This window comes from Stenotrophomonas sp. YJH_SMC_17, from assembly GCF_059371655.1.
The window spans coordinates 147074-163103 of the sequence record NZ_JCAFUU010000004.1 but is presented as its reverse complement, the minus strand read 5'-3'; the positions used below and the strand labels follow the sequence as shown (position 1 = coordinate 163103).

The 16030-nt window shown below is 65.5% G+C and carries 9 protein-coding genes; 3 read left to right on the top strand and 6 right to left on the bottom strand.

All coding sequences use genetic code 11. The annotated features are described in order from the left end of the window. Positions 1 to 10: 10 nt before the first annotated feature. A complete protein-coding gene (locus AC5P8Z_RS13445) occupies positions 11 to 1450 on the top strand; it encodes an OprO/OprP family phosphate-selective porin (protein WP_495229265.1) in 1440 nt (479 codons plus the stop codon). 25 nt (positions 1451 to 1475) lie between these two features. Here AC5P8Z_RS13445 and AC5P8Z_RS13440 read toward each other — a convergent pair whose 3' ends face one another. Both AC5P8Z_RS13440 and AC5P8Z_RS13435 read right to left on the bottom strand, forming a co-directional pair. Next, positions 1476 to 2723, bottom strand: a complete 1248-nt coding sequence (locus tag AC5P8Z_RS13440; RefSeq protein ID WP_495229264.1) for an arsenic transporter — start codon at positions 2721 to 2723, stop codon at positions 1476 to 1478. Positions 2724 to 2913: 190 nt separating this feature from the next. Continuing rightward, the gene (locus AC5P8Z_RS13435) at positions 2914 to 5490 is read right to left on the bottom strand and encodes a glycoside hydrolase family 3 protein (protein ID WP_495229263.1); all 2577 of its coding nucleotides are present in this window, start codon (positions 5488 to 5490) and stop codon (positions 2914 to 2916) included. Positions 5491 to 5706: 216 nt separating this feature from the next. Here AC5P8Z_RS13435 and AC5P8Z_RS13430 point away from each other — a divergent pair, with 216 nt between their 5' ends. Then, positions 5707 to 6753 (top strand): LacI family DNA-binding transcriptional regulator, encoded by a 1047-nt coding sequence (locus AC5P8Z_RS13430; protein WP_286068411.1) that lies wholly within the window; start codon positions 5707 to 5709, stop codon positions 6751 to 6753. A gap of 61 nt (positions 6754 to 6814) precedes the next feature. Here AC5P8Z_RS13430 and AC5P8Z_RS13425 read toward each other — a convergent pair whose 3' ends face one another. Both AC5P8Z_RS13425 and AC5P8Z_RS13420 read right to left on the bottom strand, forming a co-directional pair. Further along, on the bottom strand, positions 6815 to 8275 hold the full coding sequence (locus tag AC5P8Z_RS13425) for an MFS transporter (RefSeq protein WP_286068410.1): 1461 nt from the start codon (positions 8273 to 8275) through the stop codon (positions 6815 to 6817). 114 nt (positions 8276 to 8389) lie between these two features. After that, the gene (locus AC5P8Z_RS13420) at positions 8390 to 11056 is read right to left on the bottom strand and encodes a TonB-dependent receptor (RefSeq protein ID WP_495229262.1); all 2667 of its coding nucleotides are present in this window, start codon (positions 11054 to 11056) and stop codon (positions 8390 to 8392) included. A 415-nt stretch (positions 11057 to 11471) separates the two neighbouring features. On the opposite strand from AC5P8Z_RS13420, the gene AC5P8Z_RS13415 reads away from it, so the two are divergent. Beyond that, entirely contained in the window at positions 11472 to 12671 is a 1200-nt protein-coding gene (locus AC5P8Z_RS13415) for a serine hydrolase domain-containing protein (RefSeq protein WP_286068407.1), read from the top strand. Between the two features lie 263 nt (positions 12672 to 12934). Here the strand turns inward: AC5P8Z_RS13415 and AC5P8Z_RS13410 are convergent, their stop codons facing one another. Together AC5P8Z_RS13410 and AC5P8Z_RS13405 are read right to left on the bottom strand one after the other, a co-directional pair. After that, positions 12935 to 14188, bottom strand: coding sequence for a carbohydrate porin (locus AC5P8Z_RS13410; protein WP_286068406.1), 1254 nt, complete (start codon positions 14186 to 14188; stop codon positions 12935 to 12937). An 83-nt stretch (positions 14189 to 14271) separates the two neighbouring features. Continuing rightward, on the bottom strand, positions 14272 to 15975 hold the full coding sequence (locus tag AC5P8Z_RS13405; protein ID WP_495229261.1) for a PTS fructose transporter subunit IIC: 1704 nt from the start codon (positions 15973 to 15975) through the stop codon (positions 14272 to 14274). Positions 15976 to 16030: the final 55 nt, after the last annotated feature.

Here is a 16030-nt window from a genome sequence, read left to right as displayed (position 1 = left end):
GAGAGAGTCCATGAACCATTCCACCGTGCTGCCGCTGGCAGCGCTGTCGGTCGCGCTCGGCCTGCTGTTGGCCAGTGGCCATGCTGGCGCCCAGGCTGTTTCGTCCCCGCCCGCACCACTGAGCCAGGCCGAACTGTCACGCCTGGTGCAGCAGCAGGCGCTGCAGATCCAGCAATTGGAAGCGCGCCTGCGCGCCGTCGAGGGCGGGCAGGGCATGGCGGCCGGGCCTCCCGCTCCGCCCGCGCCCGGGCCTGCGCTGGAGACGCGCGTGGCCACACTGGAATCGGGACAGTCCAAGCTGCCCAAGGTCTCCTGGGCCAAGGGCGCACCGGAGTTCAGCAGTGCCGACGGCAATACGGTGTTCCGTCCCCGCGGCCGCCTGTTCGTCGATGCCTCCAGTACTGACGGTTCCGCGGTCGCCGGCCGCAACGTTTCGGGTACCGAGATCCGTTCGGTGCGCCTTGGGGCAGAGGGACGCTACGGAACCCTGGGCTGGGTGGTGGAGGGTGACTTCGCCGACAACGCGGTGGCCTGGAAGTCGGTCTACGCCACGCTGGATCACGCCCTGTTCGGGCTGTCGGCCGATCTCACAGTTGGCAATCGCTTGAATGATCGCGGTATCGATGGTTCCAGCAGCACCTCCAACACGCCGTTCCAGGAGCGCAACGTGGTCGGCACGCTGATGCTGCCACAGCGCGGCCTGTTTGGTGTCGGGTTGACCGAGCGCATCTATGGAAAGGGGTGGCATGCCAGCCTGTCGGTGGCCGGCAACGATCTCAACAACGCCGGCACCGACAACGACAGCCAGACCTGGGCCACGCGCGTGCATTGGAACCCGGTGGCCAACGACGCGGTCACCGTACACCTGGGGGCCTGGGCCTTCCACGAGGAGATCGCTGCAGGCGCCAGCGGCGTCGTCCGCAGTTCGGCCATCGCTGGGCACTTCAACGACCTGGTCAAGATCGCGCCGGGCACACTGCTGGGCGCCGAGCGCAGTACGGCCTATGGCGCGGAACTGGCCGGCTTCTTCGGGCCGGCCTGGGCGACCGGCGAATGGGGCACCCGCAACCTGCGGGGGAGCGACGACAGCGGCCGTTACGATCGTGACCACGAGGCCTGGGCGATCTCGGCCGGCTGGTTCCTGGCTGGCGCACGCCCGTCCTACACCGGCAGGACCGGTACCTGGGGGCGCGTGAAGGTGGCTGACCCGGTGACCCGCGGTGGTCGCGGTGCATGGGAGCTGAAGGGCCGCTATGAAGACGTGGACTATGCCGAGTTGCCCAGTGGCGGCACCGGCCACGCATGGACCCTGGGCGCGAACTGGTATCTCAACGATTTCAGCCGCGTGATGTTCGAAGCCGTCCGTTGGCAGACCCGCCACCGCAGTGGCAGTGCAGCAGGCAGCGATGAAGGCACCACCTTCAATACCCGCCTGCAGCTGGCGTTCTGACATCGGCACGCCGCCCGCGCGCCGATCAGAGCAGCAGCAGCGCTCCGATCAGCGCGGGCGGCATCACCAGCGCGCCGACGCGCAGGAAGTCGAGTGCGCTGACATGCACGCCCTCGCGACGCAACGCCACCAGCCACAGCATCGTGGCCAGCGAGCCGGTCACCGAGAGGTTCGGCCCAAGGTCCACGCCGATCAGCAGCGCGGCGCGGGTCTGTGCCGGCAGGTCGGCCATCTGCCCCAGCGAACCGGCCGCCAGCCCGACCGGCAGATTGTTGGCCAGGTTGCTGAGCAACGCCGCCGCACCACCGGCCAGCCAGCTGGACTGCTGCGGGGAAGCCTTCGCCACGGACTGCAGCGCGCTGGCCGCAGTCTGGATGACACCGGTCTGGGCCACCGCTTCCACCAGCACGAACAGGCCGGCCACCAGCGGCAACACGCCCCAGGATACGTGGCGCAGCAGCGGTAGCGGGCTGCGGCGCTGGCGAACCACCACGGCCGCCACGCTCAGTGCACCGGCGCAGAACGTGGCCACGCCGAGCGGTCCGTCAAGTGCAGAGGTCACCAGCAGAACGCCGCCGGTGAACAGCACGCCCAGCGCACTCAGGCGCCCGCCCTCGGTCAGCGGGCGATGCTGCGGCGCGGCCACCAGCGGCTGTGCGATCTCGCGCCGGTGCACCCAGCGCAGCACCAGATAGGTCGCACCGATCGCCGCCAGCGAGGGCAGGGCGAACTGCGCCAGCCACTGCAGCAGCGGCGGCATGTGCTGGCCGTACACCACCAGGTTGGCCGGGTTGGAGATGGGCAACACGAAGCTGGCCGCATTGGCGATGAAGGCACAGACGAACAGGTAGGGCAGAGGATTGGCGCGGGCCGCCTTGCAGGCTGCGTAGACAGCCGGGGTCAACACCACAGCTGTCGCATCATTGGAAAGAAACACCGTTACCAGCGTGCCGACCAGGAACACGAGGTCGAACAGGCGCCGCCCCGAGCCGCCCGCATGCCGCACCGCATACAGCGCCAGCCAGTCGAACAGCCCTTCGCGGCGGGCAAGCTCGGCCAGCACCATCATGCCAACCAGGAAAAGGTAGACGTCGCGGCCTTCTGCGACTGCGTGCCAGGTCGTGCCCAACGACAGGGTGCCGCTGAGCGGAAGCAACGCGGCCGCGCCGAGCGCCCACGCGTACTCCGGGATGCGGAACGGGCGGAACAGAAGGCCGACAGTGGCAACGGCCACCGCCATCCAGATGATGAGCGAAGAATGGGAAGCGAGCATGGAGTAGGGCGTGCGCGGTGCCGTCCATCGACCCTGTCGCCGGTTCTCCGGCGCATGTGATCGGCGTGCGGGCGCCCGCTGCGATCAGTGCAAGTGCCGGGGTTGCGGCATCATACCGTGCTGGCTGCCCAGCGAATGCCATGGCGCGGCGCGTTCCGTGACGGCCGCGCCAAGGCATTCAACACGGCGCCTACTGCGTCGCGCATTCCACCTTGCGATCGAACTCGGTGCCCAGTACCACCGAGGTGATCGCAAGCGTTGTGCCCTTTCCGGCGCGCAGCGCAAACGGTACGTTCAAGCGGCTCATGTCTGCCCCGGCCTTGGCCAGGCACTTGAGGGGAACGCCCAGCCTGACCCACTCGTTCCGCGGCGCCGCCGACAGCGCAGGGCCCAATGCGACCTCGGCAGCACACGCCGCACCGCAGGCGGTAGCGAGTGTCACCGCGGATTCCGCCGGGAACTGTTCGACACGCACGGTCGCTACCACGGAGAGCTCGCCGTTGGTTTCGCGCGACCAGTCCAGCGGCGTATTGGCCTGCAACGCCACCGTGGCCGGCGCCCGGAAACTGAACCGGCGCGCACCCTCCTGCACATCGGTGTTGATCGCGACCATCGCCAGTGACTGGTCGGCAGTGGTTGCATTGGGATGCACGACATCGGTCGATTCGCCATTGGCGGCAGTCAGGCGAAGCATCAGGCCGGTGCCGGCCACGCCACGCTCGAACAGGGTGCCGCTACCTGCGGCGTCCGGATCAATGCCGGGGTCCTCGGAAAGCGCAGGCAGGTTTCCCTTGTCGGCATAGGTCAGGCCGTAGCCGTAGGCGAACTGCGGGTCGTAGTCCTTCTGCCCCACGTTGTTCTGGTACTGGTTGGCGCGGCGTGGCCAGGAGAAGCTCAGCTTTCCGCGGAAGTCGTGTTGCACGCGCCCATCGGCGCCACGCAGGAGCACATCGGCCACGCCCCCACCTTCCGAGCCAGGCAGCCACGCAGCCACGAAGGCATCGGCGGCGTTGATTTCGCGGTTCAGCCACAGCGGTCGCCCGCTCAGGAACACCCCCACGACCGGAATGCCGTCTGCCTTCAGGCGTCGCATCAGCTCCAGGTCTCCGGACTTGCCGTTCTTGAACATCAGGTTGGGCAGGTCGCCCTGGAATTCGGCGTAGGGATCTTCGCCGAACACCACGATGGCCACATCGGGACGGTTGCGGTAACGGCCATCGATCGCCAGTTCGGCCTGGCCACCGCCTGACTTGACCTGTGCCTGCAGACCTTCCCAGATCGTTTCCGCATTCGGGAAGTCCTCGCGCCGCGTGCCGTCGCCCTGCCAGCTGAGCGTCCAGCCGCCCGCCTGACGGCTCATGTCGTTGGCGCCATCGCCCGCAACCAGTACCCGCTGTTTCGGCGACAGTGGCAGCAGGTGGTTCTGGTTCTTGAGCAGCACCAGCGATTCACGCACGGCCTGCCGCGCCACCTGGCGATGCGTTGGCGCCCCGAGCAGCTCGAACTTGCCGCCCAATGCGCGCTCGGAAGGCTTGGGCTTGTCGAACAGGCCCATGCGCATCTTCACCCGCAGGATGCGGCGGACGGCATCGTCCAGCCGCGCCTCCGGCAGGGTGCCGTCCTTCACGTGGGCCAGCGTGCTCTCGTACATCCCCTTCCAGCTGTCCGGTGCCATGGCCATGTCCAGGCCGGCGACGTAGGTCTTCGCGCAGTCGGTGTTGCTGCAGCCCTTGATCTGGCCATGGCCGTTCCAGTCACCGACCACGAAGCCGCCGAAACCCATCCGGTCCTTCAGCACATCGGTCAACAGTGGCTTGTGCCCGTGCATCTTCTCGCCATGGAAGCTGTTGAACGACGCCATCACCGACTGCGCGCCCGCATTGATCGCCGGCAGGTATCCGGCGGCGTGGATGTCACGCAATTCGGCCTCGCTGACCGTGGTGTTGCCCTGATCCTTGCCGTTGTCCGTGCCGCCATCGCCGAGGAAATGCTTGACCGTGGTCATCACGTGGTGGTCGTCGAGGAAGTCAGCGGCCCCCGCCTTGCCCTGCAGGCCCTCGACGAATGCCCCTGCATAGCTGGCCACCAGTGCCGGATCTTCCGAGTAGCCCTCGTACGTGCGCCCCCAGCGGTCATCCTGCGGGACGGCCACGGTCGGCGCGAACGTCCATTCCATGCCGGTCACGCGGGTTTCGGCCGCGGTGATCCTTGCGATCTCGCGCAGCAATTCCGGGTTGCGCGCTGCACCCAGGCCGATGTTGTGCGGGAACAGGGTGGCACCCACCACGTTGCTCTGGCCATGCATCGCATCAATGCCCCAGACGATGGGAATGGCCTTGCCACCGTTGCGCGTGTCCATCGAGGCTTCCCAGAACGCGTCGGCCAGCGCAAGCCATTCGGCGGGCTTTGCGTTGTACCGGCCACCTGGGTCGGATGCGCCGCCTGCCAGTATTGAACCCAATCGATATCTGCGCACGTCATCGGGCGTGATGCTGGCGATATCACCCTGCACGATCTGGCCCACCTTTTCTTCCAGCGTCATTGATGCGATCAGCGCGTCGATGCGTCGTTCCATGGCCGGATCGTTGGCCAGCGGCCAGGTTGCCCTGGGCCAGTGCGCGGGCGTGATGGTGCCTGCGTCGTTCACCGGGGCAGGGGCCGCACCGGCCGCAGGTACCAGCGCCATGGCAAGCGCCGCAGCCAGCATCAGGCGGTGGGGACGGAAAACGGGGTTGCGCTTCGCACGATCGGAATGACGGACGTTCATCGGAACAATCATCTCGGAAGGGTGGCTTGGGTGGGCTCGGCGGCCGGAAAGCAACCTGACAGCGTTGTCAGTCAGAACCGAGCATACCCAGCCCGTGGGACGAATGCTTGCTGCACAGCGGCATGGGATTTGAGGATAAAGTTGCATCTGCATCCACATCCCGTGGTGCAGGATTCCGGTAAAGATGGTGAGGCTATGACGGGCAGAGGGCGGGGGATGCCGGGAGCTGAGCAGGTGCTCGCAGGCAGGCCGGGACGGGTGCGGATCGAGGATGTCGCGGCAACGGCCGGGGTCTCGATGAAGACCGTCTCGCGGGTGCTCAACAACGAGCCGAACGTCTCCAAGAGCACCCGGGCCCGGGTGGAGGCGGCGGTGGAAAAACTGCGCTACCGCCCCTTGCCCTCGGCACGGGTCCTCGCTGGCCGGCGCTCCTACCTCATTGCGATGCTCTTCGATAACCCGTCTTCGAACTATCTGATGGAGATCGAGATGGGGGTGCTGGACGCGTGCATGGAACAGCACTACAACCTGATGCTCGCTCCGCTGATCTACGACGCGGCCGATATCGTGGAAAAGGTCGAGTCATTGATCATGCAGTCGCAGCTCGACGGCGTGGTGCTGACGCCGCCGCTGACAGACGACACCGCCCTGCTCGAGCGCCTGGTCGACCTGGGGATCCCGTATTCCAGCATTTCGGCGAAGGAACAGAACCGGAACGTGGGCGTCGTCGTGGATGAGATCGGCGCGGTGGTGGCGCTGATCGCACACCTGGCCTCGCTGGGCCATACCCGGATCGCCCATATCAAGGGACACGCCGCGCATGGCGCAAGCATGTGGCGCCTGGCGGGCTATCGCGAAGGCCTGCGCAGGGCAGGCCTGCGCTACGACCCCAGCCTGGTGCTGGAAGGCGAATTTTCATACGAATCCGGCTACATCGGCGCCAACGCGCTGCTTGATCGGCCTGATCGGCCGACCGCCATCTTCGCCGCCAACGATGATATGGCGGCAGGCGTCATCTGTGCGGTGTTCGAACACGGCCTGTCGGTGCCATCCGACATCTCGGTCTGCGGTTTCGATGACACGCCGATCGCCCGCCAGATCTATCCGGCACTGACCACCGTCTGCCAGCCCACCCGTGAGATGGGCCGGCGCGCGGCCATGGAGCTGATCAAGGAAGTGCGCGAGCTCGGCAGCGGTGGCGTGGTCGATATTGCTTATGCCCTGCAGGTCCGGCGATCCACGGGACCGGCCCGTCACGATTGAACGCAGGTGCGATGGCGTGCCGACGCGGCCGGCACGCCATGCTGGCAGGCAGGGGCGCGGCTCAGTGGCCGCCTTCGGTGGCCAATCGCTCCAGATCTACGCCCTGACGACGCAGCGTACGGCCGGCCGCCCACGCGTAGAACGCCAGATAGCAGAAACACAGCACGCCAATGATGAAGCTGTAGTGCACGCCGACCTTGTCGGCCAGTGCACCCTGCGCCCAACTGACGATGCCGCCGCCCATGATCATCATGATCAGCAGGCTGCTTGCCTGGTTGGTGTGGCGGCCCAGGCCGGTGATGGCCAGGGTGAAAATGCAGGGCCACATCGTGCTGCAGAACAGCCCCACACTGATGAAGGCGATCACACTGGTCATCCCGGTGGTGAACATGCCGACCAGCTGCGCCGCGATGCCACACACGGCAAAGTACAGCAGCATGCGCGATGGATTGCCCTTGCTGGCCAGGGTGGCGATGATCATCAGGGCGATCACCGGCGCGTAGTGGAAGAACTGTGCGGAGTTGTGGCCAGAGATCGCGTTGACGGCAAGGTAGATGGCAAATGCAATGAACGGCAACACCAGCATCAGCAGCTTCTGCGCGCCTGCGCGCACGTCGAAGGCTCCGGCGGCCCCTCCCCAGCGACCGATCATCAGGCTGGCCCAGTACAGCGAGACGAACGGGGCGATCACCGAGGTTTCCAGGCCCAGCCCACCCTTGCTCAGGGGTTGCTCAAGGTAGGCTGGAAGATTGTCGATGGTCGACACCTCTACGCCGACGTAGAGGAAGATCGCGACCATGCCCATCGCCAGCTGCGGGTAGGAGAGCGCAGATCCGCGATCCGCCTGGTGATCCGACCCGGTTCCACCTGCGGGGACCGTCGCGCGCAGCTCGACATGATTGGGCACGCTCGAGAAGCGCAGCAGCACGGCGACCAGTACGAAGGCGGCGCCCAGCACCAGGTAGGGGATCTTTACGCTCTCGATGCTCGCCTCTGTGTTGCCGGCTGACACACTGCCAAAGATGGCAATGCTCACCAGCAGCGGGCCTACCGTCGCGCCCAGGTTGTTGACACCGCCGGCCATGGTCAGGCGCTGCGATCCGGTGGCCGGATCACCCATGATCACCGCCAGCGTATTGGCCGCGATCTGCTGGAGCGAGAAGCCCAGGCCCACGATGAACAGGCCGGACAGCATCAGTGCAAACGAGCCGGTATTGGCCGCCGGATAGAAGAGCAGGGCACCCAGTGCCGACACCAGCAGGCCAAGGCAGATGCCGTTGCGATAGCCCACCCGATGCAGCAGGTCGTTGCCGATGGCGCGGGAGATGGCGATGTAGATCAGCGAACCGGCGGTGTAGGCAACGTAGAACGCCATCGCCACGTACATGCTCTGTGCCTGGCTGAGATGGAACGCTTTCTTGAACACCGGAATGAGGATGCCGTTGCTTGCAGCGACGAAGCCCCAGAAGAAAAAGACGGTGATGAGTACACCGAACTGCGACCAGCGGGTTGTGTGTTTCATGATTCTCGTGTCATCACGGGCAGGACGACGCCCCGTGCGTTGTCGCACAGGGCAGGACGTGGTGATCGCGCGCGGAGGGCCGGCGAAACCGGCCCTCCTTCAAGGCTGCGTTGCTCAGAACTGGTAACGCAGGCGCAGGCCGTAGCTGCGCGGGTCGTTCAGGAATCGGACGTTGATGCCGGAACCCACCAAGGCCTTCTGCGAGACGTCGTTGCCCAGCAGATTGTTGCCCCAGGCCTCCACGCGCCAGCTGCCGCTCAGTGAGGTGAAGCCGATGCCCGCGTTCAAGGTGGTCTCGCCCTTCTGGCGGTCAGGGAAGCCGGCCGCAGCGGCGCTTTCGGTGCGGTCATGGACCAGCTCACCACTGGCTGGATCCTGTCGGATGAATTCCACGTCCCGGTTGTTGTACTGGGTGAGGTAGAAGGCCGAGCGGTACGAGGCCAGCAGCTGCCAGTCGAAGGTGCCAAAGCGCAGCTCGGTCGTATGCTGCAGCCTCACGTTGAAGGTAAGCTTCGACGCCAGCGGCAGTTCGTTGCCGGACAGGTCGATCAGCGAGGTGGCACCACCGGCGTCGTAGTTCTGGCTGCGGACATCGGCGACGGTGCCGCGCTTGATCTCGCTGTCCATCCAGAGCGCGTTGATGTTGACCATGAAATTGTGCGGGAAGCGCAAGGTGCTTTCCGCCTCCAGGCCGTACACCGCGGACTTGCCGACGTTGCGGTTGACCAGGGCATAGCCGGTGGCTTCACCGGTGGTCGGGTTGGTGGCGATCACCGCCAGGTCCTGGAACACCTGGTCACTGTAGTCGTAATAGAACCCGCTGACGTTGAAGGTCGAGGTGCGACCCAGCATCTGGAAGGTGTTCTTGCTGCCGATTTCGTAGGCAATGATCGATTCGGGCTTGAAGGTCTCAGGAATCTCCTTCGGATCAAACGTGTCGTTGAAGCCACCCGCCTTGTGGCCCGTCGACACCAGGCCGTACAGCAGGCTGTCGTCGCTCACGTCGTACTCGAAACCCGCGCGCCAGTCGGTAAAGCTGAACTTGCTCTTGCCGAACTGCTGGGCCGGAATCGCGCTGACCTGGACCCAGCTCTGGTAGGGGCAATCGACGGTATCGCCACCGATGTCGGGGCGATCCACGCAGCCGAATGGGCCGCCATCGGGCACCGCGCCGATCTGTTGCAGCAAGGTGTCGTTGCGACCATGTCGCAGCACGCCCTGCAGCAGGAAGCGGGCCATCTCCGCCTGCGAGGTGATGTTGCTGACATCAAAGTTTGGGCGGCTCATGAAGGCGGGTTCGAAGCCGGGCGTACCGAGGCGCGTGGCAAAGTCCCCGCCCTGGCCGGGCAGGCCCAGCGACCAGTTGCCGCCAATGCCGTAACGCGACTTCTTCTCCTCGGAGTAGCGCAGGCCGCCCTTCAGGCGCAGGCGATCGTTGACGTCGAATGTGCCGTCGGCGAAAACTGCGGACGACTTGCCATTGACCTTGGGCATGGTGAACTCAGTGCCCGAATACCAGCGCCCTTTGTCAACCAGCGAGAGGTACCCCACCCGCTGGTCCTCGTTGAAGTGGAACAGGCCGGTGGTCCAGCGCAGCCGTTCGTCCTGGTCGGACGTGAACCGCAGCTCGTGTACCTGCGACTCCGACTCGGTCAGCCAATACTGCGTGGAGTAGTTGTCGTAGTCGATACCGCCCGGGTTGCTGGGTGATACCGGGTCGATGTTGCGGCCCGGCCAGAGGATGCCTTCGCTCTGCGCATTGGTCTGGCGGTAATCCACGTTGCGGTAGCTGCCGTTGTACTCCACCGCCACCTTGCCGAAGTCATAGGAAATGCTGGTCTGCGCCCCCCAGTTGGTGCTGTCGAGCTTGCCCTGGGCGCCGCGGTAGATGATCTTTCGCAGGTCGACATCGTCCGGCAGGTAGCCGGCCCTGGCGGCGGTGTAGACGTTGGCGCCGGGATAGCCCGTACCGCCTTCCTTGCCGATGTCGGCCATGGCGAAGATCGACAGCTTGTCATCCGGCTGGTAGAGGAACGACAGGCGTGCGCCGCGGTCGTCCTGCACGCCAGCCGGTTCCAGGTCCTGCGCGCGCCCAGCATTCTTGAACGGAGAGTCTTTCTCCACCTTGTAGCCCGCCACGCGGAAGGCTGCGCCACCCCCGATCGGGAGATTCAGGGCGAACTCGCCACCGCGATGGTCACGATTGCCGGCCTCGGCCTGAACGTACCCGCCAAACGCTTCCAGGTCGGGGCGCTTGGTGATGATGTTCAGCGTGCCGGCCAGCGCATTGCGGCCGCGCAGCGTGCCCTGCGGGCCCTTGTTGATTTCCACCCGCTCGACATCGTAGAACATGCCGCCCAGACCACGCGGTCGTGCAATGTAGGCCCCGTTGATGTGAGGCGCGGCGCCCGGATCACCCAGCTCGGTGTTGTTCGAAGAACCCACGCCGCGGATGAAGATCTCCAGGTTGCCTTCCTGGTTGGCCATGCTCATGCCCGGCACCAGCGCCTGGATGTTGCGCAGCTCATTGTTGATGCCCAGCGCACGCGTATCGTCCGCGGAAATTGCCTGGGCGGTACCTGCATATTTCTGCAGGTCCTGTTCCCGACGTTCGACAGTGACGATGACGGCGTCCAGCGTCGAGGCCTCCCGTGCCTCGCTGGTGGTGGTGGAACTGCTTTCCTTGGCTGATTGCGCCGCAACCGGCAGCGCCGCAGTGGCGGTGACGATGGCGGCAAGTACTGCCTGTGCGAGTGTGCTCTTCCTGAAATGGCCGGTCATAGGGTCCCTCTCTCCCCATTGATGATGTCTGGACGTTCCCGCGCCACGCGCCGGACGTGGGCTCTTGTAAGCGGCGCCTGACAACGCTGTCAATCAGAATGAACAATGGATGACCAGAAGCTCGGGAAATCAGGTAGTTGAGCGATCACCCGTGCCGCGTGGCACGGCGCATTTGCTGCAGTGCGAAACGAAATCGAGCGGTGATGCGCTCGACTTGCGCCTGTACCGGCCGGAACGGAACGCGCAGAACGCGGGCCGGCAGCAAGTGCCATCGGCTTCGCGTATTGCCTGGGGCTGCGGGGCCACGCAGGTGGTGTCGTGATGAGGCCATCACCAGGTCAGACATGACTTCAGGCACTCGGTGTTGACTACATCTGTAGTCAATGTGGGCAGGCGTTCACTGGAGGAGATGCGCATGAAAACGGCACGATGGTTGTCCAGCTTCGCGGCCTTGATGCTGGCCGTTCCTGTACTGGCCAGCACGACCACCACGGCCGACGCCGTCGCGACAATCGAACGCAACGCCCGCGCCGCGCATTCGGACGCGGTACTTGTCTGGAAGGATGGAAAAACACTGCTGGAGCCCCGGCCAGGGACGGGCGAAGAACCGGTTCACCTCATGTCAGCCACCAAATCGGTGGTGGCGCTGGCCATCGTACTTCTGCTGGACGAGGGAAAACTGGCCTCGCTCGACGAGCCGGTAAGCAACATCTTCGCCGAGTGGAAGCAGGGGCGGAAGCGGGACATCACGGTACGCATGCTGCTGGACCATACCTCTGGGCTGCAGAACGTGGCCAACGCGGGGGAAGAGCTGGAAGTTGCGCCGGACCTGGTCAAGCTGGCGCTGGCTGCGGAGCTGAGCAGCGATCCAGGCGCCACGTTCTCCTACAACAACAAGGCTACCAATCTGCTGCCCGGCATTGTCGAGCGCCTGGCAGGGGAACGCATGGATGCCTACCTTGAGGCGCGTCTTTTCAAGCCGCTGGGCATTGTGCGGTATACGTGGTTGAAGGACGGTGCGGGCACGCCCTTGGGCATGGCCGGATTGTCGCTGAGCGCCCGTGATCTGGCGACCATCGGGCAGCTGCTGCTTGATGGCGGCGTCACCCCCGGGGGGACGCGCGTGTTGAGTGAGCGGTCGGTGGCGCTGCTGACGGAAGCAAGTGCCCGCTCGCCGGAGGTTGGTCTGCTGTGGTGGCGCATTCCAGCATGGGAGCGTTATGAGCTGAAAGGCCAGATCGCCGGCTTTCTGGCGCAGCATGAAGTCAGCGACCCCGTCCAGCAGGCCTTGCTGGCCACCGAGGGCAGGGCATTCGACAGCAAGAGCGCACTGATTGCGTACATGGCCGAGCGACTTGGGGCGGACTGGCCGCAGCACTATGGCAGAGAGATCACCGGTCGTGGACTGAAGCTCTCCGACATGTTCGACATCCAGCGCGGTCCAACCGTTGCCTACGCGGCAAACGGCTACCTCGGCCAGCACCTGGTCATCGTTCCGCAACAGCGGGTGGTTGCCGTGCGCCTCATCCACCGACGCGACAGCCATCGCGCTCCATTGGATGACTACGCGACGTTCCCGGCGGATGTACTCAACCTGGCCCAGGCGCTTCCGTGAAAGAAGGGGCCGGGCCTGCACCTGGATCCTCGTCCGTTGACGTCGGCGATGCTGATGCCTGCTTTGCCACCTTGGGCGTCGATCACCCGCAACATGCAGTCATGACGTGCCTCGCCCAGGGAAGGCGCGACTCCTGGAGCCTGGACGGGACGTTCAATGCCAGCATTGGCGTGAAGCTGGAGGGTGCCGACGACTGGCTGAACGCCCAGTTCGAGGCTTGACGAGCGGCTGAGTGGCAATCGGGCGGACGAAAACGGATTCTCCTACAGGCTCCAATCGACCCGCATGCCCGCAATCAGCGCGTTCGGCAGATCATGCTGGCGTGCGGGTTCGTTGAGCTGGTCCGGATGCACGATGTAGTGCAGGTTCGGTGCGACCCGAAGCTGCGGGGTGACCTGGATGCCATAGCTCAGTTCCATCATCACCTGGCTCCCGTGCGGGGTACCGCTGCCGCCCGCCGCGGCACGGGCGAGGCGCAGGTTCTCCAGCGCGATGCGACTGTACTTCTGCTGGGTCACGACGAAGGCGATGCTGTCCTGCGGTCGGCTGACGAACGTGCCTTTCTGCACCAGGCCGGCCTGCAGGAAGTGATCCTCGATCAACTGGCCGGAGGTGCCCTTGAGTGCGGCACCGAAGAGGATCAGGCCACGACCGCTGCCATCGCTGCTGAGCTGCTGCTCGAAGCGGGCGAATGCCCCGGAGCGACCGTGACGTTTCGCGTACTCCTGGCCACTGAGCAGCGCCGGCATGCCGTTGGCATCGCGCAGCGGGTCGTGGTAGTTCGAATTGTCCTGCCAGCCACCCAGTTCGTAGCGGGCCTTCAAGCGCGCCGACGCGGGGCTGCGCCAGCCGATCGTGTAGGGCACGACCCAGCCGGTGGCCTGGTTCGTGCTCCATTTCAGGCCGTGCTGGCCATCTTCGGCCTGGCTCGGGTCGACCTGGTACGCGCCCACGCGTACGTAGACATCCGGCGTCACCCATGCCGTGGCATCAGCCATCCAGCTCGATACCGGCCACCATGTGAAGCTGCTGGTGCGGAAGACATAGGTCGGGTTGCCGCAGGCCGAGTTGCCCTGGAAGTACTGGCACAACTCCGAACCGAGATGATGGATGTTGGCGACGCTTCGCCCTGCTTCCAGCACCAGTCGGTCGTTGAGCAGTTTCTGCTCGAGCGTCAGGTTGGCCAGGCGCATTCCCTGGCCACCGTAGATCTCCTGCACCGAGGTGCTGTTGCCCGTGCTGCTGTTGGCGAGATTGGTGCCGTGGCGATTGATGCCGTAGGCCTTGATCGTCGCACCACGCCAGCCAAGTGCAGCGTCCAGGTCGACATCGGCGCCGAACATCAGCTGGCCGGCATAGGCCGTGCCGCTGCGCTTGCCGCCGTCGAGCGTGGCGGCCGCCTCGCCGGTGTAGGCGAGCCTGGGAGTGAAGACGTCGCTCGCGTCTGCGGTGGCGGCCAGGGATGGCAGGGCAAGCGCGATCGCCATCGGCAACATGTGTCGGGAAGAGCGGGTCATGGGCGAGGGTCCTTGTGCAGGGCGTAGGTCGCTGCGCCCCTGCATGCGCAGGGGAGGTGGAAGGGGCTTGGCGATGCGGTGGATCAGGCCGGCGTGGTGACCGGCTTCTTGAGGATGCGCAACGCGACTGCAGTAACGGCCACGCCGGCCAGCAGTGCCAGCAGGTAGATGCCGAGGTGAGTGACTGCGTTCGGGATCGGCAGCACGAACACGCCACCGTGCGGCACCTTCAGCTCGACGCCAGCGGCCATCGAGATTGCACCTGCCACGGCAGAACCAAGAATCAGCGCCGGAATGGTGCGCAGCGGATCACGCGCCGCGTAGGGGATCGCTCCTTCGGTCACGAAACTGAGGCCAAGCACGCCGGCGGCACCGGCCGTGCCGCGCTCCTCGGCGGTGAAGCGGTTGCTGAACAGCCATGTCGCCAGTGCAATACCCAGCGGCGGCGTCATGCCGCCGATCATCGTCGCCGCCATCGGCGTGTAGACCTGGCTGGAAATCAATGCAGTAGAGAACGCGTAGGACGCCTTGTTGACCGGCCCGCCCATGTCCACCGCCATCATTCCGCCCAGCAGGAGGCCAAGCAGGATCGCGCTGCCGCCCTGCATACCGCGCAGCCAGTCGGTCAGCCAGGCCAGCAGCCCGGCGACCGGCGTGCCGATCACGTACATCATCAACAGGCCGACCAGCAGCGTGCCCAGGACCGGCAGGATCAGCACCGGCTTGAGGCCTTCCAGGCTGCGCGGCAGGCGCAGCGCACGGTTGATCCAGTGCACGCCGTAGCCAGCGATGAAACCAGCCAGGATGCCGCCGATGAAGCCCGCATCCATGTTCACTGCGACCAGCCCGCCGATCATGCCAGGCGCAATGCCGGGGCGGTCGGCGATGGAGTAAGCGATGTAACCGGCGAGTGCGGGCACCATCAACGTGAAGCCGGACTTGGCGCCGATCTGGAACAGCGACCAGGCCAGCGTGCCCTTGTGGGCATCGTCGAAGGCATAGATGCCGCCGAGTGCGAATGCCAGTGCGATCAGCAGGCCGCCGGCAGTGACGAACGGCAGCATGAACGACACGCCGGTCATCAGGTGCTTGTAGGGCCCGGTGGCCTTGGTCTTTTCGGTCGTGCGCCCTGAAGTTGCCGTACCTGCCTGCACGCCGGCCTCGGCCAGCGCCTTGCGGATCAGGTTCTGCCCATCGTTGATCGCCGGTTTGGTGCCGCTCTTGAACAGGCGTTTGCCAGCGAAGCGCGAGACGTCGACTTCGCGGTCTGCGGCGATCAGGACGAGGTCAGCAGCGGCGATTTCCTCGTCGCTCAACGCGTCCTGCGCGCCGACCGAGCCCTGGGTTTCGACCCGGATTGCATGGCCCAGCGCCTTGGCGGCCTGTTGCAGCCCCTCCGCCGCCATGAAGGTGTGAGCGATGCCGGTGGGGCAGGAGGTAACGGCCACGATGCGCTGGCCCGCATCCGTGCCGGCGTCGCTCGACCGTGCGGCCGCGAGCGGTGCGAGCGCGGCAACCGGGTCGTCCAGTACCTCGCCCAGGCTGGCATGCGCGACGTCGGCCTTGGCGAAACGCGCGATGTCCGCCTCACCATCACCCACCAGCAACAGGTGCGTCGCGGCGGCGGCGTTCGATGCAGGCAGTGCGCCGGTCACACCCTGGTCGCTGCGGATCTCGATCATCAGTTCGAGCCCGCGCTGGCGGGCGGCGCGACGTAGCGCTTCGGCGGCAAGAACCGCCTCGATGCTGCGATCGCCAGCGGCGATGACTACGGTGGAAGCGTGCATGGGAACTCCTGGAATTCTTCGGGTTCGTCCTTGCCGAAAGCGCTGCGGTGGGCGT

Bases quoted from the DNA above. Each gene is read 5' to 3' on its own strand.
- AC5P8Z_RS13440 (WP_495229264.1), bottom strand. From the start codon at position 2,723: ATGCTCGCTTCCCATTCTTCGCTCATCATCTGGATGGCGGTGGCCGTT.
- AC5P8Z_RS13420 (WP_495229262.1), bottom strand. From the start codon at position 11,056: ATGACCGGCCATTTCAGGAAGAGCACACTCGCACAGGCAGTACTTGCC.
- AC5P8Z_RS13415 (WP_286068407.1), top strand. From the start codon at position 11,472: ATGAAAACGGCACGATGGTTGTCCAGCTTCGCGGCCTTGATGCTGGCC.
- AC5P8Z_RS13435 (WP_495229263.1), bottom strand. From the start codon at position 5,490: ATGAACGTCCGTCATTCCGATCGTGCGAAGCGCAACCCCGTTTTCCGT.
- AC5P8Z_RS13445 (WP_495229265.1), top strand. From the start codon at position 11: ATGAACCATTCCACCGTGCTGCCGCTGGCAGCGCTGTCGGTCGCGCTC.
- AC5P8Z_RS13425 (WP_286068410.1), bottom strand. From the start codon at position 8,275: ATGAAACACACAACCCGCTGGTCGCAGTTCGGTGTACTCATCACCGTC.
- AC5P8Z_RS13405 (WP_495229261.1), bottom strand. From the start codon at position 15,975: ATGCACGCTTCCACCGTAGTCATCGCCGCTGGCGATCGCAGCATCGAG.
- AC5P8Z_RS13430 (WP_286068411.1), top strand. From the start codon at position 5,707: ATGCCGGGAGCTGAGCAGGTGCTCGCAGGCAGGCCGGGACGGGTGCGG.
- AC5P8Z_RS13410 (WP_286068406.1), bottom strand. From the start codon at position 14,188: ATGACCCGCTCTTCCCGACACATGTTGCCGATGGCGATCGCGCTTGCC.